At 62.2% G+C, this 26,924-nt stretch carries 13 protein-coding genes; 9 read left to right on the forward strand and 4 right to left on the reverse strand.

Features of this window, described 5'->3' with window-relative positions; translation table 11 throughout:
• On the reverse strand, positions 1-2,333 hold a 2,333-nt coding region (gene glnE, locus K0F86_RS03960; RefSeq protein WP_257571976.1), incomplete at its 3' end, for a bifunctional [glutamate--ammonia ligase]-adenylyl-L-tyrosine phosphorylase/[glutamate--ammonia-ligase] adenylyltransferase.
• A 233-nt stretch (positions 2,334-2,566) separates the two neighbouring features.
• On the opposite strand from glnE, the gene K0F86_RS03965 reads away from it, so the two are divergent.
• Genes K0F86_RS03965 through tldD form a run of 3 tightly spaced genes read left to right on the forward strand, consistent with a single transcriptional unit; the run spans position 2,567 to position 9,069 of the window.
• Positions 2,567-6,754: a YhdP family protein gene (locus K0F86_RS03965; protein WP_219133058.1), complete on the forward strand. Its 4,188-nt coding sequence runs from the start codon at positions 2,567-2,569 to the stop codon at positions 6,752-6,754.
• A gap of 29 nt (positions 6,755-6,783) precedes the next feature.
• Complete coding sequence (locus K0F86_RS03970; protein WP_219133059.1) at positions 6,784-7,584, forward strand: carbon-nitrogen hydrolase family protein; 801 nt, start codon at positions 6,784-6,786, stop codon at positions 7,582-7,584.
• A 24-nt stretch (positions 7,585-7,608) separates the two neighbouring features.
• Positions 7,609-9,069, forward strand: coding sequence for a metalloprotease TldD (gene tldD, locus K0F86_RS03975; RefSeq protein WP_219133060.1), 1,461 nt, complete (start codon positions 7,609-7,611; stop codon positions 9,067-9,069).
• A gap of 153 nt (positions 9,070-9,222) precedes the next feature.
• Here tldD and K0F86_RS03980 read toward each other — a convergent pair whose 3' ends face one another.
• Positions 9,223-12,078 carry a TonB-dependent receptor gene (locus K0F86_RS03980; protein WP_219133061.1) on the reverse strand — a complete coding sequence of 952 codons (2,856 nt, stop codon included), beginning with the start codon at positions 12,076-12,078 and terminating at the stop codon, positions 9,223-9,225.
• Positions 12,079-12,566: 488 nt separating this feature from the next.
• Here K0F86_RS03980 and aroG point away from each other — a divergent pair, with 488 nt between their 5' ends.
• Positions 12,567-13,631 (forward strand): 3-deoxy-7-phosphoheptulonate synthase AroG, encoded by a 1,065-nt coding sequence (gene aroG, locus K0F86_RS03985; protein ID WP_306823176.1) that lies wholly within the window; start codon positions 12,567-12,569, stop codon positions 13,629-13,631.
• 81 nt (positions 13,632-13,712) lie between these two features.
• Here the strand turns inward: aroG and K0F86_RS03990 are convergent, their stop codons facing one another.
• Together K0F86_RS03990 and K0F86_RS03995 are read right to left on the reverse strand one after the other, a co-directional pair.
• Positions 13,713-16,559, reverse strand: coding sequence for a TonB-dependent receptor (locus tag K0F86_RS03990; protein ID WP_219133063.1), 2,847 nt, complete (start codon positions 16,557-16,559; stop codon positions 13,713-13,715).
• A gap of 356 nt (positions 16,560-16,915) precedes the next feature.
• Positions 16,916-19,585: a TonB-dependent receptor gene (locus K0F86_RS03995; RefSeq protein ID WP_219133064.1), complete on the reverse strand. Its 2,670-nt coding sequence runs from the start codon at positions 19,583-19,585 to the stop codon at positions 16,916-16,918.
• 578 nt (positions 19,586-20,163) lie between these two features.
• On the opposite strand from K0F86_RS03995, the gene K0F86_RS04000 reads away from it, so the two are divergent.
• The 5 genes from K0F86_RS04000 to K0F86_RS04020 are packed head-to-tail and all read left to right on the forward strand — an operon-like array spanning position 20,164 to position 26,794.
• Complete coding sequence (locus K0F86_RS04000; protein ID WP_257571977.1) at positions 20,164-22,011, forward strand: ABC transporter substrate-binding protein; 1,848 nt, start codon at positions 20,164-20,166, stop codon at positions 22,009-22,011.
• Between the two features lie 28 nt (positions 22,012-22,039).
• A complete protein-coding gene (locus K0F86_RS04005; protein ID WP_219133065.1) occupies positions 22,040-22,978 on the forward strand; it encodes an ABC transporter permease in 939 nt (312 codons plus the stop codon).
• Positions 22,979-22,987: 9 nt separating this feature from the next.
• A complete protein-coding gene (locus K0F86_RS04010; RefSeq protein ID WP_219133066.1) occupies positions 22,988-24,103 on the forward strand; it encodes an ABC transporter permease in 1,116 nt (371 codons plus the stop codon).
• 9 nt (positions 24,104-24,112) lie between these two features.
• Positions 24,113-25,804: an ABC transporter ATP-binding protein gene (locus tag K0F86_RS04015; protein WP_219133067.1), complete on the forward strand. Its 1,692-nt coding sequence runs from the start codon at positions 24,113-24,115 to the stop codon at positions 25,802-25,804.
• 27 nt (positions 25,805-25,831) lie between these two features.
• On the forward strand, positions 25,832-26,794 hold the full coding sequence (locus tag K0F86_RS04020) for a VTT domain-containing protein (protein WP_219133068.1): 963 nt from the start codon (positions 25,832-25,834) through the stop codon (positions 26,792-26,794).
• Positions 26,795-26,924 lie beyond the last annotated feature (130 nt).

Here is a 26,924-nt window from a genome sequence, read left to right on the forward strand (position 1 = left end):
GTGTCGCGGATGCGTTCGAAGTGCTTGCCGATGGCGACGTCGCCGGCGCAGAAGCGCGCGCGCGTGAGCGCCTGGTGTTCCCAGACCCAGGCCGCGCTGCCCTGGTAGCGCTCGAATGCCTGCACGCTGGAAACGAGCATACCCGAGGCGCCATCGGGGCGCAGGGCGATATCGATGTCGAACAGGATGCCGGCCGAGGTGTGCGAGGTCATCCAGGTGATGAAGCGCTGCGCCAGCTTGGCGTACAGGCCGGGCGCTTCCTGGTCGTCGTCGTCGAACAGGAAGATGACGTCCAGGTCGGAGACATAGCCCAGTTCCTTGCCGCCCAGCTTGCCGTACGCGATGACGGCGAATTTCGGCACCTCGCGGTGGCGCGCAGGTAACGTTTGCCACACGGCTTGCACGGTGGCGGCGACGATGATGTCGGCCAGCTGCGACAGGTAGTCGGCCAGCTTTTCCACGCTCAGGTCGCCCGCCAGGTCTTGCGCCAGGCACTGGAACAGCTGCGCATGGTGTGTTTCGCGCAGGATATCCATCTGCCGCTCCGTGTCGCCGGGCGCGTCGTCGAGCTGGCGCTGCAGGTCCAGCGCCAACGCGGCCGGGTCCGGCACCGTGTTGCGGATGCGTTCATCGAGCAGTTCGTCGAGCAGGATAGGATGTTGTGTGAGGAAGGTGGCGGCCCAGCCGCTGGCGCACACCATGCGCACGACCCGTTCCAGCGTATGGGGATATTCCGTCAGCAGCGACAGATAGGCCGAGCGGCGCGCAATCGCTTCCAAAAAGTCGAGCAGGCGGCCCAGCGTGGCCAGCTGGCTGGCGTTACCATTGGAAACGGAGCAATCGGTGATCAGGGGCAGGGCGGAATTGACGAGGGCCACCAGCCGCGTGCGGCTGGCCTCGGGCAAGGATTGCAGCCGCGGTGCCTGCCACGTGGCCAGCAAACGGCGCGCGCAGGCGGCTGGCTCATGGAAACCCAGCGCGGCAAAGCGCGCCTCGATGGCTTCCTGCTGGTCCGAGGCGGCGCAGTCGTTCGACGTCTGCGGGTCGATGCCCGTGTCGGCGGGCGGCGTGCCGCTGCTCTTGTCGCTGAACATTTCGTCAAATTGTCCCGCGACAAACACGCGGTGCGCTTCCAGCCGGGCCAGCAGGGTGGGTGTGTCGGGCAAGCCCATCATCTGCGCCACGATGAGGCGGTCGGCGTCATTCGCGGGCAGGGTATGGGTTTGCGCATCATCGAGGTATTGCAGCCGGTGTTCGAGGTTGCGCAGGAAAGTATAGGAGCCGAGCAGTTGTTCCACGATGGCCGGTTCCAATAAACCCTTGTCCGCCACCGTGCGCAGGGTGGCGCGCGTGGAACGCTCGCGCAGCTCCGCGTCGCGCCCGCCGCGTATCAATTGAAACACTTGCGCCAGGAATTCGATTTCGCGGATGCCGCCGCGGCCCAGCTTGACGTTGTTGCTGCGGTCGGGGTGCAGCCGCTCCTGGCGGTTGACCTCGGCGCGGATCTGGCCGTGCATGGTGCGGATGGCGTCGATGACGCCGAAATCGAGGTAGCGGCGGAAGACGAAGGGGCGCACGATGGCGTCGAGCGAGGCGATGTCTTCCGGCTTGCCCGTCACGGCGCGCGCCTTGACCCAGGCATAGCGCTCCCATTCGCGTCCTTGCACGATCAGATATTGCTCGACCATGCCCAGGCTGGCGGCCAGCGGACCCGAGTTGCCGTTCGGGCGCAAGGCCATGTCCACGCGGAAAGTAAAACCGTCTTGCGTGATTTCGGCCAGGGCGGCGATCAGTTTCTTGCCCATGCGAATGAAAAACTCGTGATTCGACAGGCTGCGCTGGCCCGGCACGGTGACTTGCGTGTCGCCATCTTCCGGGTAGACAAAGATCAGGTCGATATCCGACGAGACATTCAGTTCGCCGCCGCCCTGCTTGCCCATCGCCAGCACCATCAAGGCCTGTTCCTCGCCCGATTCCTCGCCGACGGGCATGCCGTGCAGGGCCACCATCTCGGCCATGATGGCGTCCACATGCGTGCGGATGGCGAAATCGGCAAAGCCCGTCATGGCTGTCACGACTTCGTTCAAGTCGGCCTGGCCGCCCAGGTCGCGCGCGATCAGGCCGCAGACGAGCAGGTTGCGCAGGCGGCGCATGGCCCGCTCGGGCGGCAGCGGCGGCGTGGCGGCGTTCGCCTGCTCGGCCAGCGCGGCGGCAAAATCGAGCCCGTCCAGCGGCGCGCGCACCAGTTGCGCTACCTGCGCGGCGCGCTCGGGGGCGGCGTCCAGCCAGCGCTGGTAGAAACGGGAGGCGGAGATCAAAGGCTGTGTGCTCATGGTATCGGTAAGGGTCTCGTGGATGCTGCGTGCATGTTCTTGTTTAACTTGGCTGCGAACGGCGGGGGATGCGGTAAAATTGTGCCGCCGGCCCCACCGCCGGTAGTGCGTGCCCTTCCGGACGATGGTAAGGGAGGCTTTGCTCAGACGCAAGCGCAAGGATGCAGGCGCGCACCACGAATGCAGACGATTTTTGCCATTATTTGACGCCGGGCCAGTTTATTAGCTTATTGATGCAAAAACCGCCAGAAGCAAGCGTGACAGAACATGTGCCATTGGCCCTGCGCTGGCAGCGGCTGCGTGCCGCCTATCGCATGGCGAATCTGGCCACCCACCATGTGTTGGGTTTTACCGTCAAACTGGTGCTGCTCGCGTATTTCGCCTTCGCCGTGCTGTTTTTATTCCTGCGCTACGCCATCTTGCCGAATATCGATTATTACAAGGGCGATATCGAGCGGGCGGCCAGCCGCGCGCTGGGCAACCCTGTCAGCATCGCGCGTATTTATGCCTCCTGGCATGGCGTGCGGCCGAATCTCTTCCTCGGCGACGTGAGCCTGCGCGACCAGGCGGGTCGCCAGGCGCTGAGCCTGCCGAGCATCTCGGCCACCGTGTCGTGGTGGAGCGTGCTCGGTTCCGTGCGCTTCGATACCCTGGAAATCACGCGGCCCGACCTGGACGTACGGCGCAGCAAGGATGGCAAGCTGTATGTGGCCGGGGTGCTGGTCGACAGCACGCAAGGCAGCGATGGCAAGGGCGCCGACTGGCTGCTGTCGCAGCATGAGATCATCATCCGCGACGGCAAGGTACGCTGGACCGACGAAGCGCGCGGCACGCCGGAGCTGGCTTTAAGCCAGGTCAACTTGCTGCTGCGCAACCACTGGCGCAGCCACCGGCTGGGCTTGCAGGCCACGCCGCCCGCCAGCCTGGCCGCACCCATCGATGTGCGCGCTCACTTCAGTCATCCGCCTTTCAGCACGCGCATCTCGGATGTGTCGATGTGGAAGGGCGAGTTGTACGCCGACCTGAAAAACGCCGACCTGGCCGCCTGGCGCCGCTACCTCGATTATCCGTTCGAGCTGAGCCAGGGCAAGGGCGCACTGCGCGCCTGGCTGAGCCTGGATCACGCGCGCCTGGCCGGTTTCACGGCCGACGTGGGCTTGACGGATGTGCAGGCGCAGCTGGGCCAGCATATCGCCCCGCTCGACTTGCTGTCGGTCAGCGGGCGCATTTCAGCAAAGGAAGAGCTGTCGGCGCAGGTGCCGGACGGCAAGCCAACCTTTGGCGCGAATGGACACCAGGTGGAGTTGACGAATTTTGCGGTGGAAACCCGCGATGGCCTCAGCTTGCCGCCCACGACCTTGTCCGAGCGCTACATTGCTGCCACCAAACGTAAGCCGGCGCGTACGGAAATCACGGCCAAGTCGCTCGATTTGCACACCCTGGCCACGCTGGCCGACAAGCTGCCGCTGGGCGAGCAGCAGCGCCAGCGCCTCGATACCCTGGCGCCGCGCGGGCGGTTGCAGGATTTTTCAGCGCAATGGGAAGGCGACATGGCCACGCCCGCCAGTTACCGCCTGCGTGGCAAGCTCATCGATCTTGGCCTGAATGCGCAGCCGGCGCGCCTGGCCGTGGCGAAGACGGCGACCAGCCCCGCACAGGCGGCGGCGCCGGCCATTCCCGGCTTCGACCACTTGACCGGCAGCATCGACGCCAATGACAAGGGCGGCAGCATCAGTATCGACGCGCAGGACCTGGTGTTGCAGTTCCCCACCTATCTGAGCGAGCCGGCCTTGCCGTTCGAACAATTCGCCATGCAGGCGCGCTGGACCTTCGAAGCGGGCAATATGCTGCAAGTCGGGCTGGACAAGCTTGATTTCGATCAGCAAGGCTTGCGCGTCGCCCTGCAAGGCACGCACCGCATGCCGCTCGACGGCAAGAATCTGGGCCAGGTCGACTTGACGGGCACGATCGATAATTTCCAGATCAACACCATCGGCCGCTATCTGCCACTGCAAACGCCCGAGCACCTGCGCCACTGGCTGACGGGCGCGCTGGAAGGCGGCGTGGCGCGCGATGTCAACCTGCGCCTGCGCGGCGAACTCGAACATTTCCCCTTCAAGGGCGATACGCCGGCTCAGCGCAGCCGGGGCGACTTCCGCGTGGCCGGCAAGCTCGAGAATGGCATCCTGAATTATGCACCGGGCGAATTGGCGGAAAACGGACCGCTGGCGGGCAAGGCGCCCCGGTGGCCGCAGGCGGAAAAAATCAAGGGCAGCTTTGTTTTCGAGCGGGCGCGCATGGAAATTCGCGGCGACACGGCCACCACGGGCGGCGTGGCTCTGACGAATGTCAAAGCCGTGATTCCCGACCTGACCGTGTTCGACACCTTGCTCGACATCGAGGGCAATGCGGCCGGCCCGATGCAGGAATTCCTCAAGTACGTGACGGCCAGTCCCGTGCTGGGCTGGATCGAGCATTTCACGGATGAAACGACGGCGACGGGCAACGCCAAGCTGGCCCTCAAATTGCACTTGCCGATCGAGCGCATGCTCGAGGCGACCGTGCAGGGCGGCTTGCAACTGGCGGGCAATGACGTGGTGCTGTTCCGCGACATGCCGCCCGTGCTGGGCACGCAGGGCAAGATCGAATTCAACGAAAAGGGCGTCAACCTGAATGGCTTGAACGGCAGCCTGCTGGGCGGGCCGCTGGCCATCTCGGGCGGCTCGCAGCCGGACAATTCCATCCAGGTGAAAATCGCCGGCAACATGACCGTCGACGGCTTGCGCAAGACGTATCCGGCACCCGTGTTGCAGCGCCTGGCGAAACATTTGAATGGCGGCGCGCGCTACAGCGGCCTGATCACGGCGCGCGACCACCAGGTGGTGGTCAATGTCGAGTCGCCGCTGACGGGCCTGGGCCTGGATTTCCCCGCGCCCCTGAAAAAGCCGGCCGGCGACAGCCTGCCCATAAAATTCACCCTGACGGGCAATGCGGCCAACGGCGCCGGCCTGCGCACGGACGATATCCGCATCGCGCTGGGGACCGGCATCGCCGCCCGCTACCAGCGCCAGAAGCAGGGCAAGGAAGCCTGGCGCCTGGTGCGCGGCGGCATCGGCGTGAACGTGCCGGCGCCGGAACCGGACAGCGGCATGATGCTCAACGTGAATATGAAAACCCTGGACGTGGACAGCTGGATCGCCGTCGGCAGCGAAATCGCCGGCAACGCCACGGCGCCAGCCGATGCGGGTGGCAATGCCGACGACGCACCCGATATCGCGCAATATGTGGTGCCGGACATGATGGCGGCGCGCGCCAGCGAACTGATGCTGGGCGAGCGCAAGCTGGAAAATGTGGTCGTGGGCGCCACGCATCAAAAGGATGTGTGGCAAGCCAATATTGACGCGAAACAAGTGTCGGGCTATGTGACGTGGCTGGAAACGCCGTCCGGCCTGGGCAAGATGACGGCGCGCCTGTCGTCGCTGATCATTCCGGAATCGGCCGCCAACGATGTGAAGAGTTTGCTGGAAGGCAAGAGCGGCGCCCAGTCGATTCCGTCGCTCGATATCATCGCCGAGCACTTTGAACTGTTCAACAAGAAGATCGGCCGGCTGGAGTTGCAGGCCTATAACACCATGGCGGCGGGCGGGCGCGAGTGGCGCGTGGGCAAGTTGCAATTGTCGAATCCCGATGGCGCGCTGAGCGGTAATGGCAAATGGGTCATCAAGGATGGCCAAAGCACGACCAGCCTGCGTTTCGGCCTCGATATCGTCGACGCGGGCAAGTTGCTCGACCGCTTCGGCTTTGCCGACACGGTGCGCCGCGGCAAGGGGCGCCTGAGCGGCGACATCGCCTGGAACGGCTTGCCGTATTCGCTCGACATTCCCACCCTGTCGGGGCAGATCGAGATGAATGTGGAATCGGGCCAGTTCCTCAAGCAGGATCCGGGCGCGGCCAAGCTGTTGGGCGTGCTCAGCCTGCAAGCCTTGCCCCGTTTGCTGAAACTCGATTTCCACGATGTGTTTTCCGAAGGGCTGGCCTTCGACGGCATCACGGCCAACGCCAGCATCAAGCGCGGCGTGGTGAGCACCGACAACCTCAAGATGCACGGCGTGGCGGCCACGGTGCTGATGGATGGCAAGGCCGACATCGCCAATGAAACGACGAATTTGCACGTGGTGGTGATCCCGGAATTTAACCTGGGCACGGGGCCGCTCGTGTATGCGCTGGCCGTCAACCCCGTCATCGGCCTGGGTAGTTTCCTGGCGCAATTGTTCCTGCGTGCCCCCGTGATGAAGGCGCTCACCTATCACATGCAGATCGCCGGCCCGTGGAAGTCGCCCGTCGTGACCAAGCTCGATGGTGGTAAATTGGAGCCTGTCGCCGTGCCTGCCGCCGCAGCCGGGGAGGCGGTGGCGAAATAGGCGAAGCGTTCGAATGGAGAAGAATGGCAATGATGCATACAGTGGCAGCAGTACAAATGATTTCCTCGCCGTCCGTGGAAGAGAACCTGGCCACGGCGCGGCGCCTGGTGGCGCAGGCCGCCGCCGCTGGTGCACAGCTGGTGGTGCTGCCCGAATACTGGGCCATCATGGGCCAGCAGGAAACGGACAAGCTGGCCCATGCGGAACAGCCCGGCAGCGGACCGATCCAGGATGGCATGGCGCAGATGGCGCGCCAGCACGGCATCTGGCTGATCGGCGGCACCTTGCCCCTGATTTCCGGCGAGGAGGGCAAGGTCTTGAATACCACGCTGGTGTACGACCCGCAGGGCGAGCCGGCCGGCCGCTACGACAAGATCCACCTGTTCGGTTTTACGCGCGGCACCGAGTCCTACAATGAATCGCGCACCATCGTGCCCGGTGCGCAGGTGCGCGCTATCGAGACGCCGTTCGGCCGCGTCGGCCTGTCCATCTGCTATGACTTGCGCTTTCCCGAACTGTACCGCGCCATGGGCGATTGCGCGCTGATCGTCGTGCCGGCCGCGTTTACCCATACGACGGGCAGCGCCCATTGGGAAGTGCTGCTGCGCGCGCGCGCCATCGAAAACCAGTGCTATGTGCTGGCCTCGGCGCAGGGCGGCTTGCATCCGAACGGCCGGCGCACCTGGGGCCACAGCATGCTGATCGACCCGTGGGGCGAAGTGCAAGCCGTGTTGCCCGAAGGCGAGGGCGTGGTCAGTGGCGAGATCGACCTGGTGTTTTTGGCTGGCGTGCGCGAATCGTTGCCGGCGCTCGCTCACCGCACCATGTAAATTGAATGTTGAGAAAAGATAGCCATGATTCCATTTGAACCCAATCTGTCCAGTCTGGCCGTGGCGCGCGAGATCCTGCTCACGCCGTTTGGCCTGGACGAAGACAAGCTGCTCAAAGCCCTGGGCACGATGTTTACGCACAAGGTCGACTATGCCGACCTGTATTTCCAGTCGACCAAGAGCGAAGGCTGGAGCCTGGAAGAGGGCATCGTCAAGACGGGCAGTTTTTCCATCGACCAGGGTGTGGGCGTGCGCGCCGTGTCCGGCGACAAGACGGCCTTTGCGTATTCCGACGATATTTCCGAGCGGGCCTTGCTGGAAGCGGCAGCGGCCACGCGCACGATTGCGCGCGCGGGTGCCGGCAGAGTCAAGATCGCGGGCCAGATGCAGCCGCAGGGCGGGCGTTCGCTGTACCTGCCCAATGATCCGCTCGCCTCGCTGGATGCCACGGCCAAGGTGCAATTGCTTGAGCGCGTGGAAAAGATGGCGCGGGCGAAAGATCCCAGAGTCGTGCAGGTGATGGCGGGGCTGGCCGGCGAGTACGACGTGGTGCTGGTGCTGCGCAGCGACGGCGTGCTGGCGGCCGACATCCGCCCGTTGGTGCGCGTCTCGCTGACCGTCATCGCGGAGCAGAATGGCCGCCGCGAAACGGGCTCGGCCGGTGGCGGCGGGCGTTTCAGCTATGACTATTTCAGCGATGACGTACTGGAACAATACGCGGCCGACGCCGTCAACTCGGCCCTGGTGAACCTGGAAGCGCGCCCCGCGCCCGCCGGCCCCATGACCATCGTGCTGGGACCGGGCTGGCCCGGCATCTTGCTGCACGAGGCGATCGGCCATGGCCTGGAAGGCGATTTCAACCGCAAGGGTTCGTCTGCGTTTTCCGGATGCATCGGCGAGCGCGTGGCGGCCAAGGGCGTCACGGTGGTCGATGACGGCACCCTGGCTGGCCGGCGTGGCTCGTTGAATATCGACGACGAGGGCAACCCCACGCAGTGCACGACCCTGATCGAGGATGGCATCCTGAAGGGGTACATCCAGGACACCATGAATGCGCGCCTGATGAAGATGCCCGTGACGGGCAATGCGCGCCGCGAATCATTCGCCCACCTGCCCATGCCGCGCATGACGAACACGTATATGCTGGGCGGCGACAAGGACCCGGGCGAGATCCTCGCCTCCGTGAAAAATGGTTTGTATGCCGTCAACTTTGGCGGCGGTCAGGTCGACATTACCAACGGCAAGTTTGTCTTCTCGGCCAGCGAAGCGTACATGATCGAAAACGGCAAGCTCAGCTATCCGGTCAAGGGGGCGACCCTGATCGGCAATGGTCCGGACGTGCTCAACCGCGTCTCCATGATCGGCAACGACATGCGCCTCGATTCGGGCGTGGGCGTGTGCGGCAAGGAGGGGCAGAGCGTGCCCGTGGGCGTGGGGCAGCCGACCCTGCGCCTGGACGGCATCACGGTCGGCGGCACGGCCTGACGTTTTGGATGGTTTGCGTAGGTCGGGTTGGTCGGCTTAGCGCGCAGCGCGTAAGCCGACACCATCAACGGTCGCGTAAGTGTCAACAATGGTGTCGGATTACGCGTGGCTTCGCCCCGCTAATCCGACCTACGCTCCCGCTTTTCCGATTTCTCAGAATTTGTATTTCACCCCTGCACTGAAAAAGCGTCCCGCCGCGCCCGCATAGTCGAGCGGGTTATAGCCCGTGGCGCCATACGTGAGCGGATCGAGCGGGGCGATCTTGTCGAACAGGTTTTGCACCGTTGCAAACACTTCCAGCTTGGGCGTGGCCAGCCAGCGGGCCGTCAGGTCCACCGTGGTGAACGAGGCGATGCGGCAGCCGCGCGGCGCGTCCGTGCCGTCGGCAAAGTGCGTGGCGCAGCCGTCCGGATCGTTCTTGAAGCTGATATTGTCGAGCGGTGCGCGGTAGTTGACATTGGCCGTGACGCGCCAGTTCTGACGCTCCCAGGTGGCGCTCAGGTTGACCCTGTCAGCGGGCGTGCCCATGCAGTTGGAGACATCGCAATTGCCGTGCGTGCCGGCGAAATCGCGCTGCGTGCCGTCCTGCTCCGTGCGCAGCCATTTGTACAGATGCGTCCACTTCACGTCGAACACCAGGTTGCCATAATCGCTGCCCAGGTCGAAGCGCTGGCGGCCGTCGATATCGATGCCGCGCACCGTGGTTTGCGCGGAATTGACATAGCTGGCCAGCACGGCCGTGATGGCGCCCGGATCGCCGGGAATGCCCGTGGCCGTGGATGGGTCGCGCGCCACGTGGCCCTGCGCAATCGCCGTGTCCGTCTGTTCCTGGTTGATCTCATTCTTGCGGCGGATTTGCCACAGGTCGACCGAGAGGCTGGTGCGCGGCAGCGGGTCCCAGATGGCGCCCACGGAATAGCTGCGCGAACGCTCGGGCGACAGTTTGGGATTGGGCGAGGTGATGACGGCGATGGAGGCGGGATCGCATGCCACTTCCACGCCCAGCGCGCAGCGCAGCGGATCGGCGGCGGTGGAAAACGCGGCCAGGCCGCCGACGCCGTTTTCCGCCGCGCTGGGCGCGCGGAAGCCCTTGGCGAAGGTGCCGCGCAGGGCCAGTTCGCGCAGCGGCGTCCATTTCACGCCCACCTTGGGCGTATAGGAATTGCCCACGTCGGTGAAGTGGTCGGCGCGCAGGGCGCCCGACAGTTCCACGGTTTTCAGCACGGGCGCCAGCACTTCGGCATACAGGGCCGAAGCGTTGCGGCTGCCCTTGTAGGCGGAATAGCCGAGGCCGATGATATTGCCCCGTTCCGTGCCTGTGGTCGGGTTGAGTTCCGTCGATTCGTGGCGGAACTCCGCGCCCACGGCCACGCCCAGCTTGCCACCCTCGAGTTGGCCCATTTCGCGGCTGGCCTTGAAGTCGATCTGCGCGATATGCGTCTTGGCGTCGTTCGAGATGCGCGGCGACAGGGCCGCGTACAGGGCGGGCGAATTGAGGCCCGCGTTTTCCGCGATGCGCCATACGCTGCCGGCGGGCAGGGTCGCATAGGCCGGATTCAGGCGGGCCGCGGCGATATTGGCGTCGCTGGGGTTGAGCAGGGCGAAAGCCACGTCGCGCTGCAGGAAGCCGCCTTGCTCGTTCGCGACCTTGTTTTGCGAGTACAACAGGGCGCTGTCGATATCCCAGCCCGCCACGCTGCCCTTGATGCCGGCGACGAAGCGCGCAAAGGTGGAATCGACTTCCGAGGTGCGCGGGCCAACGTCGGCGGCCAGGTAGCGCAGCCGTGCATCGCGGCCGAAGTAGGGATTGTCAGGATGGCCGGCGCCCAGCGCCACTGCCGCATTGCTGACCGGGCCGCCCGGAAAACCCACCGAGCCGCTGACGGTCGACGGCGTGGTGACGGAACTCGATTCGCTGTGATACAGATTCAGTTCCACATAGGTTTGCAGTGCCGGCGTCAGTTGCCAGGCGCCGCGGCCAAAAAAATTGATGTTCTTTTGCTTGGGCTGGATCTGGCCGTATTGCTGTGCCGCATCGGTCAGGCAGCCGCCGCCCGGATCGCCCTGCGGGTGGTTGGTGAAGTTGCCGCAGGCGGCGCCGGGGAAGGTGCGCGTAAAGCCCACGCCGGCCAGGTTGCCGCGGTTGTAGTAGTCGAAGGTGTCGGGATTGCGCACATTGCCGTTGACGGCGCTGCCGGCCGCGTTGTTGGTGGTGATGGCACCGGCGCCGCTGAGGGTTTCCTGCGCGCTGAAGCCCAGGTCGCGCAAGTCGCTGCGGCCGACGGCGCCCCGCCCGGCCCGGTCGCGGTTCGAGATCGCCCCTTTTTCGCTGTATTCGAGGTTCAGCAGCACGTTGTAGCGGTCAGCGTCGATATCGCCGAAACCATGCGTGATGGACGCGCGCGCCTCGCGCCCGTCCCAGTCCTTGGTCTTGCCATAATTGCCCTTCACGGCCGTGCCCTGGTAATCGCGTCGCAGGATCACGTTGACGACGCCGGCGATGGCGTCCGAACCATAGATGGCCGAGGCGCCATCCTTGAGGATTTCCACGCGTTCCACCGCTTCCAGGGGGATGATGTTCAGGTCGGTAAACACTTTCTGGCCGTCGTCGGCCAGGCCGTAGGGCGCCACGCGGCGCCCGTTCAGCAAGACCAGGGTCGACGCCGTGCCCAGGCCGCGCAGCGAGATGCCCGACGCGCCGGCGGCAAAGCCGCCGCTGAAGCTGGTAGGGACGGAGCCCTGGTTGTCGACGGCCAGGGTTTGCAGCAGTTCGGCCACGCTGGCCTTGCCCGATTTCTCGATATCGGCCGCATTCAGGGTTTGCACGGCCGAGGCTGTTTCAGCCTGGGCGCGGCGGATGTTCGAACCGGTGATTTCCACGCGCTGCAGGGGCGCAGGTGCGGCATTGTCCTGTGCCAGGACGGGTAGACTCAGCAGTGCACTGGCCAGTGCCAAGCCCAGGCGTGGTGGCGAAAAGGCAGCGGGCTGAAACAAGGGAGTAGGGCTCATTTTGTTCTCCGGAAAGGTCAGGCAATCAAAGGTTGTCGATGCGTCCTTGAGTCTTGTCCGTCCGGTCTGCCCGGGATTAGATCTTGATCAGTAGTGTGTCGTTTGCCGTCGCCGCCGTGGTGTGTGCGCCACGACGGGCTCAGCACTGGACTGACCATGCCGGTCGAATGGCGCGCAACTTTTTATGCTTTTTTACGCGCTTTGCCGTGTAAAACGGCAGCGGCATGCGGCTTTGCCGACAAATATGCTTGCCAACCGTTGCAATTTAGGTTTATAGTCGTTCATCACTTATGGATGACTCGCATGTTCGCTCGCCACTTTTTTACCGCTTATTTTTACTTTAGCAATTCCAACCCAAAGGCGGTGGAGTAGCGGTCGGTTCACGTAGCAGCAAAAAACGAGATCCCAGCAAATTCTAAAAAACCGCCACTGATGGCGGTTTTTTTTTACCCAGATGTTTTACCCATCCTTAAATTTTGGAGAAAATGATGCCCCGCACCGATGATTTGCGAATTCGCGAAATGAAGGAATTGACCCCGCCGTCCCACCTGATCCGCGAATTCGCCTGCTCGGAGCAAGCCGAACAGACCGCTGCCAGCGCCCGTATCGCCCTGCACCGCATCCTGCACGGCCAGGATGACCGCCTGATGGTGGTGATCGGGCCTTGCTCCATCCACGATACCAAGGCGGCGATGGAATATGCGCGCCTGCTGGTCAAGGAGCGCGCGCGTTTCGCCGGTGAACTGGAAATCGTCATGCGCGTCTACTTCGAAAAGCCGCGCACCACGGTGGGCTGGAAGGGTCTGATCAACGACCCGTACATGGACAACAGCTTCCGCATCAACGACGGCTTGCGCATGGCGCGCGAACTGTTGCGTGATATCAATGAGCTGGGCTTGCCTGCTGGCACGGAGTTCCTCGACGTGATCAGCCCGCAATACATCGCCGACCTGATCAGCTGGGGCGCCATCGGCGCACGCACCACGGAGTCGCAGGTGCACCGCGAGCTGGCCTCGGGACTGTCGTGTCCCGTCGGCTTCAAGAATGGCACGGACGGCAATGTGAAAATCGCCGTGGAAGCCATCAAGGCCGCTTCGCAGCCGCACCATTTTCTCTCCGTCACGAAGGGCGGCCACTCGGCCATCGTCTCGACCAACGGCAACGAGGATTGCCACATCATCTTGCGCGGCGGCAAGACGCCCAACTATGACGCGGCCAGCGTGGACGACGCGTGCAAGGCCATCGCGGCGCAAGGCCTGGCGGCGCGCCTGATGATCGACGCCTCGCATGCGAACAGCTCGAAAAAACCGGAAAACCAGATCCCCGTGTGCGCCGACATCGCCAGCCAGGTGGCGGGCGGCGACAGCCGCATCGTCGGCGTGATGGTGGAGTCGCACCTGGTGGCGGGGCGCCAGGATTTGATCCCGGGCAAGGAATTGATTTATGGCCAATCCGTCACGGATGGCTGCATCGACTGGAGCGCCAGCGTGGCCGTGCTGGAAAACCTGGCGGCGGCTGTCAAGCAGCGCCGCCTGCAGGGCGACAAGGAATGAAATGATGTGGCGCGCTGCATGAAAAAAAACCCCGGAAAGCTTAGCTTTCCGGGGTTTTTCAGTTTTCAGCTGACGGTGAGCTTAGAACTTGTAGGAACCGCTCACATAGAACTGGCGGCCCAGGGCGCTCGAGTACGATGGGTTGTAGCCCACTTGATGCGAACCCGTGTTACGCAAGGTGAACGGCGGGTCGCGGTCGAACAGGTTCAGGATGCCACCCGTGATTTCCACGTTCTTCAGCGGACGATAAGCCGTCTGGAAGTCGAAGGTGGTGTAGCTCGGCACTTCCAGCTGGATGCCATAGCATTCGCCAGGGCTGCCGGCGACGATCACGGCGCAACCATTTGCCGTCTGTTCCTTGTCCGTGTAACCATTGCGGTAGCTGGCGCTCAGCGTATGCGTGAACTTGGCCGTCTCGTACGTGCTGGTGGCACGGATGATGTTGCGGAAGCTGACCTTGTCGTTCGAACCGTAGCGATTCAGGCTGGTTTCCCATTGATCATTGGTGCCTGGCGTCGTGTAGCGCGAGCGCAGCAGGTAGGTACCCATCAGTCGGCTCGTCAGGCGGCCGTCCAGCAGCTTCATCTTGTGGGTGAAGTCGTAGTCGATACCGCGGTTTTCCACCTTGCCGATGTTGATTGGCAGCAGTTTGACGGCCAGCACGTCCTTGCCCGTCGAGGTGATGTGCTTGGTGGTGAACAGGTCGGCGTACTTGGCCGGATTGTTGAAGATCAAGCCTTCGGAGACCGCGGTCACCTGATCGTTGATCTGCACGTTCCACAGGTCGAACGACATCGACAGGCTGTCGATCGGCTCAAATACGGTACCGATGCTCCATTGCTTCGACGTTTCCGGTTTCAATTCCGGATTGCCGCCCTGGAAGGCTTCGAACTGCTGGCGCACCACGCCTTCGCAATAGTTGGCCAGCGGATGGCCGCCCATGCCGTTTGCCGCCGTCAACGGGCATTGGTAGTTACCGCCCGTGACGCCCCAGTCTTCCAGTGGGCCGGCGATTTCCTGCATGCTGGCGGCGCGGAAGCCGGTGCCGGCAGCGGCGCGGAACATCAGGTTCTTGGTCGCGGAATACTTGCCGCTGACTTTCCAGGTGGTGGCGTTTTCTTTCTTGCCTACCGTCTTGCCCGTCAGCTTGTCGTCGATGGCGCCGATCTGGTCATAACGCAGCGAGCCCGTCATTTCCAGTTTTTTCGAGATCGGCAGCATCAGTTCGGCATACGCGCCAGCGTTGTCGCGTGCGTATTCGCTGTCGACCTGTGCATTGTCAAACAGGATTTGCGCCTGCCTGGCGACGTCCGCCTGCTGCACCTTGTACGAAGTGTTGCGGTAGTCGGCGCCCACGCCCAGCATGGCGGTGCCGCCTGGCAGCGAGAACACGGGACGCGAAGCGCGGCCATCGATGCCCTTCATTTCCACGGTTTGCGTGTTGTAGGTGCCGCTGAAACCCGTGCCCATCAATGCCTGGCGCATGGCGTCCGGCATGGAACCTACAGGGTAGGCGAACGGGTCGATATTGCCGGCGGCGATTTGCGCGTCGAACTTGTCGGCCAGCGGGAAACCGCTGACATAGGTCTGCGTTTGCTTGTTTTTCGAGTACGTTACAGCCGAGTTGATATCCCAGCCGAATGCATTGCCATCGATGCCGGCGACAATATGGGTGGCTTTGGTGCCATAGTCGTAGACGCGGTTGCCCATTTCCGACAGGCGGTATTTGGCGACGGCGCCCGTGGCGTTGGCCAACTGCGCCGGCGTCAGGTTCGGCGCCAGGTACTTGTTGAACAGCGGCGAGCCGACATCGACGGAGAAATCGGCCGGGTACGGCGCAATGCTGGCGATGACGCGCGCTTCTGTGTAAGCAAGGTCATAGAAACCCTGGAAGCCGGTCTTGCCCAGTTTGACGGTACCCGAGCTGAAGATGGCGTCGCGCTTCGATTCGGGATTGATTTCGATGGTCGATGGCGAATCGAAATAGCAATTGCCGTCGCCATAGAAATCCATGTTGCTGGCGGCGCACTTGCCGCCATGGGCCAGTGCATACGGGTTCAGGTTGACGGTATCGACGAAAGGCTTGTTGGTCTTCGGATTGATGACCACCTGACCCGTTACCGGGTCGGTACGGTTGTAATCGACAGCCGCATTGCCCGGGGCCGAACGCGAGGAACCGTTGATGAATTGCAGCGCCTTGCCGGTCTTCGGATCGTTGAAATTGATGATGCCGCTTTTCGCGAAGCTGCGCTGCGATGCTTTCAGCGATTTTTGTTCGTCATGGCTGGCCGACACGAAGATGCTGTAGCCGTCTTCGTCGATGTCGCCGAAGCCCTTGCTGATCGAAATGGAATTGCTGGCGCCGCCTTTTTCTTCAGGACGCGAGTACTTGGCGTTGATTTCCAGCGGCGCCGCACCTTTTTTCAGGATGAAGTTGACCACGCCGGCGATGGCATCGGCGCCGTACAGGGCCGAGGCGCCGTCCGTCAGCACTTCGACGCGTTCGATGGCCGACAGGGGGATCGAGTTCAGGTCGATGGTGGTGCCTGAATTGGACGGCGCCACACGGCGGCCGTTCAGCAGCACCAGCGTGTAGGCTGCGCCAATATCGTGGATCGAGGCCGTGGTGACGCCGCCGCCGCCGCCGCCCACCGAATCGGCCGCCACGGAGAAGCCCTGCATCGCCGGGATTTGCTGGATGAAATCGGTGACCGTGGTGACGCCCGTTTTCTTGATATCTTTTTGATTGAACGTCTGTACCGGCAGCGACGCTTCGGAAGCGATGCGCTTGATGCTCGAACCCGTGACTTCCACGCGTTGCATGGTGCCATCTGTTGTTTCTTGTGCATACGCAGCGTGCATGCTCAGGGCCATGCCGCCTGCAAACATCAGGCGCAGCGACCGCGATATTACATTTTCTATCATCATCTGAAATTCCTTGTTATTGTGATAAAGGCGGCAATTATTTTGAAATAACTTGTTGCTTGCCAACAATTTATTTGCCTTTTTGAAAATCTACCAATGAAAATTCTGTAAATTTTCTGGGCCCTCATCAAAACATTCATGATTCAGATTGTCAATTTCGTGCGGACTTTTTGGATGAAATGCAACATATTCCTGTTTTTTTCATAATCCTTCAGTAATAAAATATCGTGAACCCTTGTCAGGCGTGCTCAGATGGGTAAAATAAAACGGCGCACATCATCGCTGATGGCGCCGCTTTTCTGTTGCTGGCACGCTGTTGCCAGCGCTGCCTGTTTTATCTGTCGCCCTGAAAATTCCCCTTAAAACGTATAGCTGCCGCGCAGGTAATACGCGCGCCCGATCGGATCCGTGTAGCGCGGGTCATAGCCTTTCTGGAACAGGGTGCCCTGGTTCGAGAACGGTGGTTCCTTGTCGAACAGGTTTTTCACGCCGGCCGTCAGCAGCAAGCCTTTCCACACGTAGCTGCCCGACACGTTCAGCAGGCTGTAGGAGGGCACATCGTGGCGGTATTGCGGATCGACCTGATTCTGGTCCGTGTAGCCGGACTTGAACGATTGCGACACGGTGGCGCCCCAGTTGCCCTTGCGCCAGTTCAGCGCGGCCGTGTGTTTCCAGCGGAACACGGGATTGTTGTCCGCATAGCGGCCCACGTTGGCGATGAATTCGCCGCCGCGCTCGTTCTGGTAGTCATACTTGTGGGTCCAGGTGCCGTCCACCGACACGCTGAAATCGCCATAGGCGCCGCGTCCCAGGCGTGCATTCAGGCTGACGTCGATGCCGTCGGTTTTCACTTCGCCGAGGTTGTCGTTCAGGTCGAGAATCGCAAAAGGCGAGCCGTCGGGATTGCGCAGGAACAAGGCCTTGTATTTCTCATAGTTGCCATAGATGGATTGCTCCGGCAGCGAAGAAATCTTGTCTTTCAGGTGGATGTTCCAGTAGTCGATGGCAACCGTGACTTCCTTGACCGGTTCGAGCACCAGGCCGAAGGCAAACGTGGTGGATTTTTCCGGTTTCAGCTTTGCATTGCCGCCTTGCAGCTTGAATTGCTGCAAGTCGCAATCGCGCAGCGGATTGGCGCCCGGCTGCGGCACGCCGCCCGGGCACAGAATCGGGTCGTCGTAGGAATCGTTGGTATCGTTCTTCGACGGCGGCGCGTTCTTTTCAAACAAGGTCGGGGCGCGGAAGCCCGTGCTGGCCGAACCGCGCAGCACCAGCGCACTGCTGGCCTGGTAGCGCAGGGCCAGCTTGGGATTGGTGGTGCTGCCCACGTCGCTGTAATGGTCGAAGCGGGCGGCCAGCTGCACTTCCAGATCCTTGATCAATGGCAAGTTGACTTCGCCGAAGACGGCCTGGATGGTGCGCGAACCGCTTTTCGACAGCGAACCGGACAGGCCGGAACTGGCGGCCTGGCTGGCGATATCGCGGTTGACATTGAAGTCGGCTTTTTCACGCCGCAGCTCGCCGCCGAGAGCGATGGCCAGCGGGCCGCCGGCCAGCTGCATCAGTTCGCGGCTGCCCTTGATGTCGAAGCCCGTGGTGGTGACCTTGGCATTTTGCACTTCGCCGCGCAGAGCCGTGCTGTCCAGGTAAGCCTTGCCGGCCGCGTCCTGCATGCCGAAGGGGTTCAGGATGCCATTGAGCACGCCAGCGGCAAAGCCCGCATCCTGCACGTAGCCGCCCGTAAATTTCTCGGACGACTTGCTGATCGCATGGCTCAGGCCCGTCTTGTAGTCCCAGCCAGCCAGCTCGCCTTCGAGGGCCAGCACCAGGCGGTCCGCCTTGCCGGTGGAATCGATCTGCCGCTGGCCCGCTTCCACGGGGCGCCAGTTGACGCTCAGCGGCTGTCCCGACAGCCCCGGCTGGGCCGGCACGCCGCCCGCATTGCCCGGATAGTATTTGCTGGTATTGGGCAAGATCAAGCCCGTTTGCGGCGGCGGCGCCGTGCGCGCCTCCACCTTGTTTTCCGAATGCAGATATTCCACGGTGGCCAGGTGCCCGTCGCCCAGCTTGAAGGCGCCCTTGCCGAAGAATGCCACCTGCTCCTGTGCCGGCAGGTCGTCGATCTGCCGCGTGTAGTCCTGGCGACAGGTGCCGTTGGCAGCCGCCACGGACAGGGGCGGGTTGCAGCCCGTGGCCGCATACGGATTGCCGGCCAGGCCCTTGCCGCCGTTGGCCGCCGCATCGAAGTAGTTGCCGGGGAAAGTGGTGCCGCTGGTGAGCGACAGGCCGCGCTCGGGAATGATGCCCGTTGCCGAGAAGGCGCGGTCTTGCGAGGTCAGCACATTTTGCTTGTGGTAATCGACCACGCCGAAAATATTGTAGCCGTCCGTATCGAGCTTGCCGAAGCCCGTCGACAGGTTGATGCGGTGTTCGCCAGCCCCCTTGTGCTCGGGCGCGACGACCTCGGCGGTGATATTCGTGACGTTGACGGAGCGCTTGGTGATGAAGTTGATGACGCCGCCGATGGCGTCCGTGCCGTAGATGGCCGAGGCGCCGTCGCGCAGCACTTCGACGCGCTCCAGCGCGGCGATGGGAATGATGTTCAGGTCGACGCTGGCGCCGTCATACGGATGGTTGGCGATGCGCCGGCCATTGAGCAGCACCAGGGTCTTGTCGCCGCCCAGGCCGCGCAAGTCGGCGCTGGCCTGGCCGCCCGTGGGCAAGCCGCTGGTATTGCCGCCGACGGCATTGCCGCTGCCCATGCTGGAGGAATTCGAGGGTATCTTGCTGAGGACTTCTTGGGCCGTCGTCAAGCCTTGTTTGGCGAAATCCTCGGCCTTGAAGATCGAGAGAGGGGTGGCTGTTTCCGAAACGAGCCGCTTGATGGACGAACCGGTGACTTCTACGCGCTGCATGCCGGCCGTTTCACCGGTTTCCTGGGCCAGTGCCGGCTGGCTGAGGATGCCGGCGGCGAGGCCGCTGGCGCAGATCAAGCGGATGGAGCGGGACAGGCATATTTCTCTAATCATGTTCAAGACTCCTGATGAAGCGGTTGGCTAAAAGGGCAAGAACGGCCGCGCCGGTAAGCACGTCCGAGAATATTGAAAATGCGAAATGATTTATCTCTTTTCAATTGATTGAATGTAATGATTAACAAAACTCTTTGTCAACAGGGTGTTGTACTTTGTGTTTTTAAACAACGGCTTCCATTCAGTGATATTGATTTGAAACAAAGTGTCCTCGTTTGGTGATGTATTCCCCTCCGAAACTGTTTTTTGCTGCGTAGCGTGCGCCCCGGCACTCAATGCTGTACTGCAGCGTAGATGTCGGGCCGGTCTTTTCCTTGCCGATGAAAATCGGGTGTGGTGCAATGCAGCAAAATCGGACGGGTAGCGGGCCGGGAGTGGCGGCCCCTGCATTTCTCTTTGTCGGCGAGGGGGAAACTGCGTTATCGTTACGCGTTTTTCAGGCAGTCGAGACGGCTGCGAACAAGGCACAGATCTTGCGAGGATGGACTGGTTTTGGCGGTGGACTCCTGTATCCCAGGGGGAAGCCAGTACAAGCGCACCAATACGGTGCGACAGATAATCGAGATGAAGGGTATTACATGAAGTCACCATGGATGCGGCGCGTGGCGCTGCTCGCCTGCCTGGCCACCCTGCCGCTGGCGGCCGTTGCCGTTGCTGCGGATGCCACCCCGGCCCCCGCGGCCGCGCCGGTGAAAACCTTGCGCTATATCCTGCCGGCCGCCGAGACGGGTTTCGACCCGGCCACCGCGCGCGACCTGTATTCGAACCACATCACGCAGGCCGTCTTCGACACCCTGTACACGTATGACTACCTGGCGCGCCCCGTCAAGGTGGTGCCCGGCGCGGCGGCCGCCATGCCGGAAGTGTCGGCCGACGGCAAGACCTACACCATCCGCCTGAAAAAAGGCATCCTGTTCACGCCCGACGCCGCGTTCGGCGGCAAGCGCCGCGAACTGACGATGGCCGATTATGTGTATTCGTGGAAGCGTTTGTTCGACCCGCGCCTGGCCTCGCCGCACAGCTGGCTGTTCGAAGGCAAGGTAGTGGGCCTGGACGATCTGGCCAAGGAAGCGGTCAAGTCGAACAAACTCGATTTCAATAAAAAGGTGGCGGGCCTGGAAATCCTCGACCCGTACACCCTGCGCATCTCGCTGACCAAGACCGATTTCAATTTCCCCATGATCCTCGCCTATGTGCCGACGGCCGCCGTGGCGCGCGAAGTGGTGGAAAAATACGGCGACGTGAAGGGTGAAGTGGGCTCGAATCCTGTCGGCACCGGCTACTACACCTTGGGCGAATGGACGCGCGGCAACCGCATCGTTTTGAACCGCAATCCGCAGCACTTGCCCGAGACGTGGAATTTCATGGCCGGCGACGACCCGGACGACCAGCGCATCGTGCGCCAGATGCAGGGTAAGCGCATACCCGCCATCGACCGCATCGAAATTTCCGTGATGATCGAAGACCAGTCGCGCTGGCTGTCTTTCCAGAGCGGCGGCACGGACGTGTTCTGGCTCGATGGCCCGCTGGCGCCGAAAGCCTTGCTGAACGGTAAACTGCGCCCCGAGCTGGCGGAGAAGGGCGTGCAACTGTCGCGTCTGCTGGACCCGGAAATCAGCTATTACTACTGGAATATGCAAGACCCGACCCTGGGCGGCTTCAGCAAGGAAAAGATCGCCCTGCGCCGCGCCATTGCCATGGCGCACAATATCGACGAGGAAATCCGCATCATCTGGAATGGCCAGGCCAAGCGCCTCGACTATCCGATACCGCCCGGCGTGGTCGGCTACGACCCGCACTACAAATCCCTGCTGCAATACGATCCCGTGCTGGCGAATAAACTGCTCGATAAATTCGGCTACAAGAAGGGCGCCGACGGCTGGCGTACTTTGCCAGATGGCAAGCCGCTCTTGATCCGCTACGCTTCGCGCAACGAAGCCAATGGCGTGCTGCAGGCGGAAATGTGGCGCAAGACGTACAACTCGCTGGGCATCCGCATGGAAAACGACCGCATGATCTTTTCCGACATTCTGAAGACGGAAAAGCAGTGCAAGATGCAGACGCGCACGGCACCGTGGCTGGCCGATTATCCGGACGGCGACAACTTCATGCAGCTGTTCTATGGCCCGAACACGCACCAGAACAACAATGGCTGCTACCAGGATCCCGAGTACGATAAATGGTATGCGGCCAGCCAGGCCATGCCGGCCAGCCCCGAGCGCGACGAGCTGTTCCACAAGATGGCGCGCCGCCTGGAGGTCAATGCGGGCGCCCTGATCGGCTATGCGCGCTACCGCAACATGCTGGCGCAAAAGTCGGTGCTCGGCTACAAGAAGCACCCGATCCTGTTCCAGGAGTGGGCGTATATGGATATCGACAGCACGGGCATGCCAGTGGCGCCTGCGGCTGACTCGGCAAAAAAATAAGCGCAGCTTATAAAAACAAGGAATCATTATGTTTGCTTATATCCTGCGCCGCCTGTGGCAGATGCTGCCTACCATGCTGGGCGTCGTCCTGCTGGTGTTTATATTGTTCAACTGGGTGGGCGGCGACCCCGCCTACATTTTGGCCGGCAAGATGTCGAGCGCGGAAAGCATCGCCAACATCCGCCGCCAGCTCGGTGTCGACCAGCCGTACTACGTGCAGCTGTGGATCTTCATCAAGCAGATCGTCACGTTTGACTTCGGCCAGAGCTGGGCGACTGGCGAGTCCGTGTCGCACATCATCACCTCGCGCCTGGGGCCGTCGATGATGGTCTTGATCCCGCTGACCGTGATGGAAACGTTTTTTGGCGTGGCGCTGGCGCTGGCCATCGCCTTCGTGCGCGGTTCGCTGACGGACCGCATGGTGATGATCGCCTGCACGGTGGGCATGTCGATTTCCATTCTCGTCTACATCATCGTCTTCCAGTACGGCTTCGCCTATAAACTGGGCCTGTTCCCCGTGCAGGGCTGGGGCGACAGCTTCTGGGAAAACCTGCTGCGCTATTCGACCTTGCCGATTCTGATCGGCCTGGCCGTGTCGATCGCGCCGACCCTGCGCCTGTTCCGCACCTTCGTGCTGGACGAGGCGAACCAGGATTACGTGCGCACGGCGCGCGCCAAGGGCCTCAAGGAAGGCCGCATCATGTGGGTGCACGTGCTGCGCAACGCCGGCATCCCCATCATTACCTATGTGATGTCGAACTTGCCGGCCCTGCTGATCGGCGCTTTCCTGCTCGAGCGCTTTTTCGGCATCCCCGGCATCGGGCGTGAAGTGATTCTGGCCGTCGAGCGCAGCGACTTTCCGGTGATCAAGGCGATCACCGTGTATGTCGCCGCCGCCACCATGCTCTTCAACCTGCTCACCGACCTGCTGTACCAGGCGGTCGATCCTCGCGTACAACTGAAGTAGAAAGAGACGATGTCGAAACCTCATACATCGCCCGGCCTGTGGGCCCTGGCGTGGCGCCGTTTGCGCGGCGACAAGATTGCAATGGTATCGCTGGCCGTGGTCGGCGCCTTTTTCCTGCTGGTGCTGGCCTCGGCCAGCGGCCTGGTGGCCTCGAACTGGGAAGATGAAGTGGCCGTCAGCTATGCGCCGCCGACCTTCGTCGGTGCCGACAAGGACGCGGCCGCGTCCGGCGACGGCGCCATTCCCCAGTCCGACGAGCGCAGCACGCCGACACCCGTCAATGTGCTCGACCCGCTGGCCGACGATATCGCCGAACTGCGCGCGCAGATGGGCAGCAATCCTTCTGCCGGCGTGGACATGTACGGCGTCACCGACCCGCTGGCCGACGACTTGACGGCCTTGCGCGCCGGCATGGGCAAGGCCAAGAAACTCGTCACGCACAAGGCGGCAACCTTGCCGTTCGGCGCCGACAAGTGGGGCCACGATATCGTGCAGAAAACCATCAAGGGCGGCGAGACGTCGATCGTCGTGGGCCTGGTGGCGGCCTTGCTGGCCGTTGTGCTGGGCACACTGTTTGGCGCCGTGTCCGGCTACTTCGGCGGCATCGTCGATGACTTTTTCAATTGGTTCTACAGCATTTTCACGTCGATTCCGTCGATTTTGATGATCTTGACGGTGGCGGCCGTGCTGCAACAGAAGGGCGTGCTGACCATCGTGCTGATCCTCGGGCTGACGGGCTGGACGGGGCCGTACCGTTTGATCCGCGCCGAATACATCAAGCACAAGGCGCGCGAATACGTGATGGCGGCCGACGCCATCGGCGCCTCGCACTGGCGCAAGATGTTTTCGCATATCTTCCCGAACGTCAGTCACGTGGCGCTGGTGCAAATGTCGATTCTGGTGGTGGGCTTCATCAAGGCGGAAGTAATCTTGAGTTTCCTCGGCTTTGGCGTGCCGGTGGGCACCGTCTCGTGGGGCAGCATGCTCAACGAGGCACAAAATGAACTGATCCTGGGCAAATGGTGGCAGCTGACAGCCGCCGCCACGGCGATGGCCGTGCTGGTGACGGCGTTCTCGCTGTTTACCGATGCCTTGCGCGATGCGCTCGACCCCAAAGTGAAATAGGAGTTGCTCATGGACCAGAATAACCTGTTGGAAGTGCGCGACCTGCGCGTCACCTTCCGCCTGGACAAGAAGACCACGTTCGAAGCCGTCAAGGGCATCTCGTTCAACGTGCCGCGCAACAGCACCGTCGCCCTGGTGGGCGAGTCGGGCAGCGGCAAGTCCGTCAGCTCGCTGGCCGTGATGGGCTTGTTGCCGTCAGATAACACCATCATCGATCCCGCGTCCAGCATTCATTTCGGCGGGCGCGACCTGCTCAAATTGTCGATCGCCGAGCGGCGCACCATGTGCGGCAAGGATATCTCGATGATCTTCCAGGAGCCGATGTCGTCGCTGAACCCCGTGTTTACGGTGGGTTTCCAGATCGCCGAAGTGCTGCGCCAGCACATGGGCATGAACCGCAAGCAGGCGCGCGCCCGTACGCTGGAGTTGCTCGACGAAGTGGGCATACCCGACCCGGCCACCAAGATCGACGCCTATCCGAGCCAGATGTCGGGCGGCCAGCAGCAGCGCGTGATGATCGCCATGGCGATCGCCTGCGAACCGAAATTGCTGATCGCGGACGAACCGACGACGGCGCTGGACGTGACGATCCAGAAACAGATCATGGACCTGATCGCGGCGCTGCAAAAGAAGCATCAGATGTCCGTGCTCTTCATTACCCACGACCTGGGCCTGGTGGGAGAGATCGCCGACCAGGTGATCGTCATGCGCCACGGCGAAGTGCGCGAGACGGGGGAAGTGCGACAAGTGTTTGAAGCGCCGGCCGACGCTTATACCAAAGCCCTGCTGCATTGCCGCCCGTCCCTGGACCAGCGCCCGTGGCGCTTGCCCGTCATTGCCGATTACATGGACGGCAAGGCCGGCCCCGGCATCGAAATGCAACAGCGCACGCGCGGCTACACGCCGGGCGACGAACCGGTGCTGGTGGTGAATAACCTCAGTAAAAGCTTTTATACGCGTGTAGGCCTGTTCGGCAAGCGCGAATTCCAGGCCGTCAAGGATGTGTCGTTCACTTTACCGCGCGGAAAAACCCTGGGCGTGGTGGGCGAGTCCGGTTCCGGCAAGACGACGGTGGGCCTGACCTTGCTGCGCCTGCACCAGGCAACGAGTGGCACGGCCATGTTCCACGGCAAGGACCTGATCGCCATGCCGAACAGGGAGTATTTGCCGTATAAACGCCGCATCCAGATCATCTTCCAGAATCCGTATGCGTCCCTGAACCCCCGCTTTACGGTGGGACAGATCTTGCTGGAGCCGATGCGCATTCACAAGATCGGCGCGAATGACCAGGAACGCATCGCCAAGGCCTACTGGCTGCTCGACAAGGTGGGCTTGCCGGAACAGGCTTTCCACCGCTATCCGCATGAGTTTTCCGGCGGTCAACGCCAGCGCATCGCGATTGCCCGCTGCCTGACCATGCAGCCGGAAATTCTGGTGTGCGACGAATCCGTGTCGGCGCTGGACGTGTCGGTGCAGGCGCAGGTGCTCAACCTGTTGCAGGATTTGCAGGATGAATTCGGCTTGTCGTACATCTTCATCTCGCACGACTTATCCGTGGTGAAATACATCGCCGACCAGGTGATGGTGATGCACAAGGGGCAAGTGGTGGAGCTGGCCGATTCGGATGAGCTGTACCGCAATCCCGTGCATCCGTACACGCGGACCTTATTGAGTGCGATCCCCAAGGGCGTCCAGGTGTAAGGGGATTTTTACGGTAAGATAGCGGCCATGCCCAACCTCATTTACCTGCTCGAACATTACGGTGTCCTGATTGTCTTTGGCATCGTGCTGGTGGAGCAGCTCGGCTTGCCGATTCCCGCCTTTCCCATCCTCGTGGTGGCGGGGGCGCTGGCCGTCGATGGCGACATGAATGGGGGGCTGGTGCTGGCCGCCGCCTTGGGCGCTTGCCTGATCAGCGACTTCACGTGGTTCCGCGCGGGCCGGCATTTCGGCAAGCGCATCCTGCGGCTGCTGTGCCGCATCTCGCTGTCGCCCGATTACTGCGTCAGCCAGACGGAAGACAAATTCAAGCGCTGGGGCCCGAAAGCCCTGATCGTTTCCAAGTTCGTGCCGGGATTCAATACCGTGGCCGCGCCCATGTCGGGCGCGCTGGGCACGCCGCCGGGCCTGTTCTTCCTGTACGCGGGCCTGGGCGCCTTGCTGTGGAGCGGCACGGGCATCGTCGTCGGCGTGATTTTCCATGCCAGCGTGCAGCAGGTGCTCGATTTGCTCAGCACCATGGGCAGCACGGCCTTGCTGATGCTGGCCACCTTGCTGGGCTTGTTCCTGCTGTATAAATTCCTCGAGCGTCGGCGTTTCCGCCAGGCCTTGCAGATCGAGCGCATCGGCATCGAAGAATTGCTCGAACTCATAGAGCAGGGCGAAGAGCCGCTGATGGTCGACGCGCGCAGTGCCACGGCGCAGGCGCTGGAGCCGGCCGTGCCGGGCGCCTTGTTCTTCAATGGCAAGGAACCCGTGCCGGCCATGATCGGCATGGACAAGGACCGCCACATCATCGTGTATTGCAGCTGTCCCAACGATGTGACGGCCGCGCAAGTGGCCAAGTTGCTGCACCAGCACGGCTTTCACCGGGCCAAGCCCCTGCATGGCGGCCTCGATGCGTGGAACGCCGCCTACCGTTCCGACCAGCCGGCGCCCGCCAGCCTGCTGGGCGAAGGCATGCCCTCCTGATCAGTAAAAACCGGTAGTAATAATACGAAAACACCATCGCCGGGCCACCGGGACGGCAGCGCCACGCCTGCGCCGTTCCATACAAAGCGGCTTTGCGCAAACTGCGGCATACTCTCCGTGAAGGGCTATT

Origin of the sequence: Janthinobacterium sp. UMAB-60 (assembly GCF_900095235.1) — a bacterium.
Classification (GTDB): Bacteria; Pseudomonadota; Gammaproteobacteria; order Burkholderiales; family Burkholderiaceae_D; genus Janthinobacterium.

What these genes read in the sequence shown, in the direction of transcription:
- K0F86_RS04000 (WP_257571977.1), top strand. Translation starts at nt 20,164, where the DNA reads ATGAAGTCACCATGGATGCGGCGCGTGGCGCTGCTCGCCTGCCTGGCC.
- K0F86_RS03970 (WP_219133059.1), top strand. Translation starts at nt 6,784, where the DNA reads ATGATGCATACAGTGGCAGCAGTACAAATGATTTCCTCGCCGTCCGTG.
- K0F86_RS03990 (WP_219133063.1), bottom strand. Translation starts at nt 16,559, where the DNA reads ATGATGATAGAAAATGTAATATCGCGGTCGCTGCGCCTGATGTTTGCA.
- aroG (WP_306823176.1), top strand. Translation starts at nt 12,567, where the DNA reads ATGCCCCGCACCGATGATTTGCGAATTCGCGAAATGAAGGAATTGACC.
- K0F86_RS04005 (WP_219133065.1), top strand. Translation starts at nt 22,040, where the DNA reads ATGTTTGCTTATATCCTGCGCCGCCTGTGGCAGATGCTGCCTACCATG.
- K0F86_RS04020 (WP_219133068.1), top strand. Translation starts at nt 25,832, where the DNA reads ATGCCCAACCTCATTTACCTGCTCGAACATTACGGTGTCCTGATTGTC.
- K0F86_RS03980 (WP_219133061.1), bottom strand. Translation starts at nt 12,078, where the DNA reads ATGAGCCCTACTCCCTTGTTTCAGCCCGCTGCCTTTTCGCCACCACGC.
- K0F86_RS03965 (WP_219133058.1), top strand. Translation starts at nt 2,567, where the DNA reads ATGCAAAAACCGCCAGAAGCAAGCGTGACAGAACATGTGCCATTGGCC.
- K0F86_RS03995 (WP_219133064.1), bottom strand. Translation starts at nt 19,585, where the DNA reads ATGATTAGAGAAATATGCCTGTCCCGCTCCATCCGCTTGATCTGCGCC.
- K0F86_RS04010 (WP_219133066.1), top strand. Translation starts at nt 22,988, where the DNA reads ATGTCGAAACCTCATACATCGCCCGGCCTGTGGGCCCTGGCGTGGCGC.
- tldD (WP_219133060.1), top strand. Translation starts at nt 7,609, where the DNA reads ATGATTCCATTTGAACCCAATCTGTCCAGTCTGGCCGTGGCGCGCGAG.
- K0F86_RS04015 (WP_219133067.1), top strand. Translation starts at nt 24,113, where the DNA reads ATGGACCAGAATAACCTGTTGGAAGTGCGCGACCTGCGCGTCACCTTC.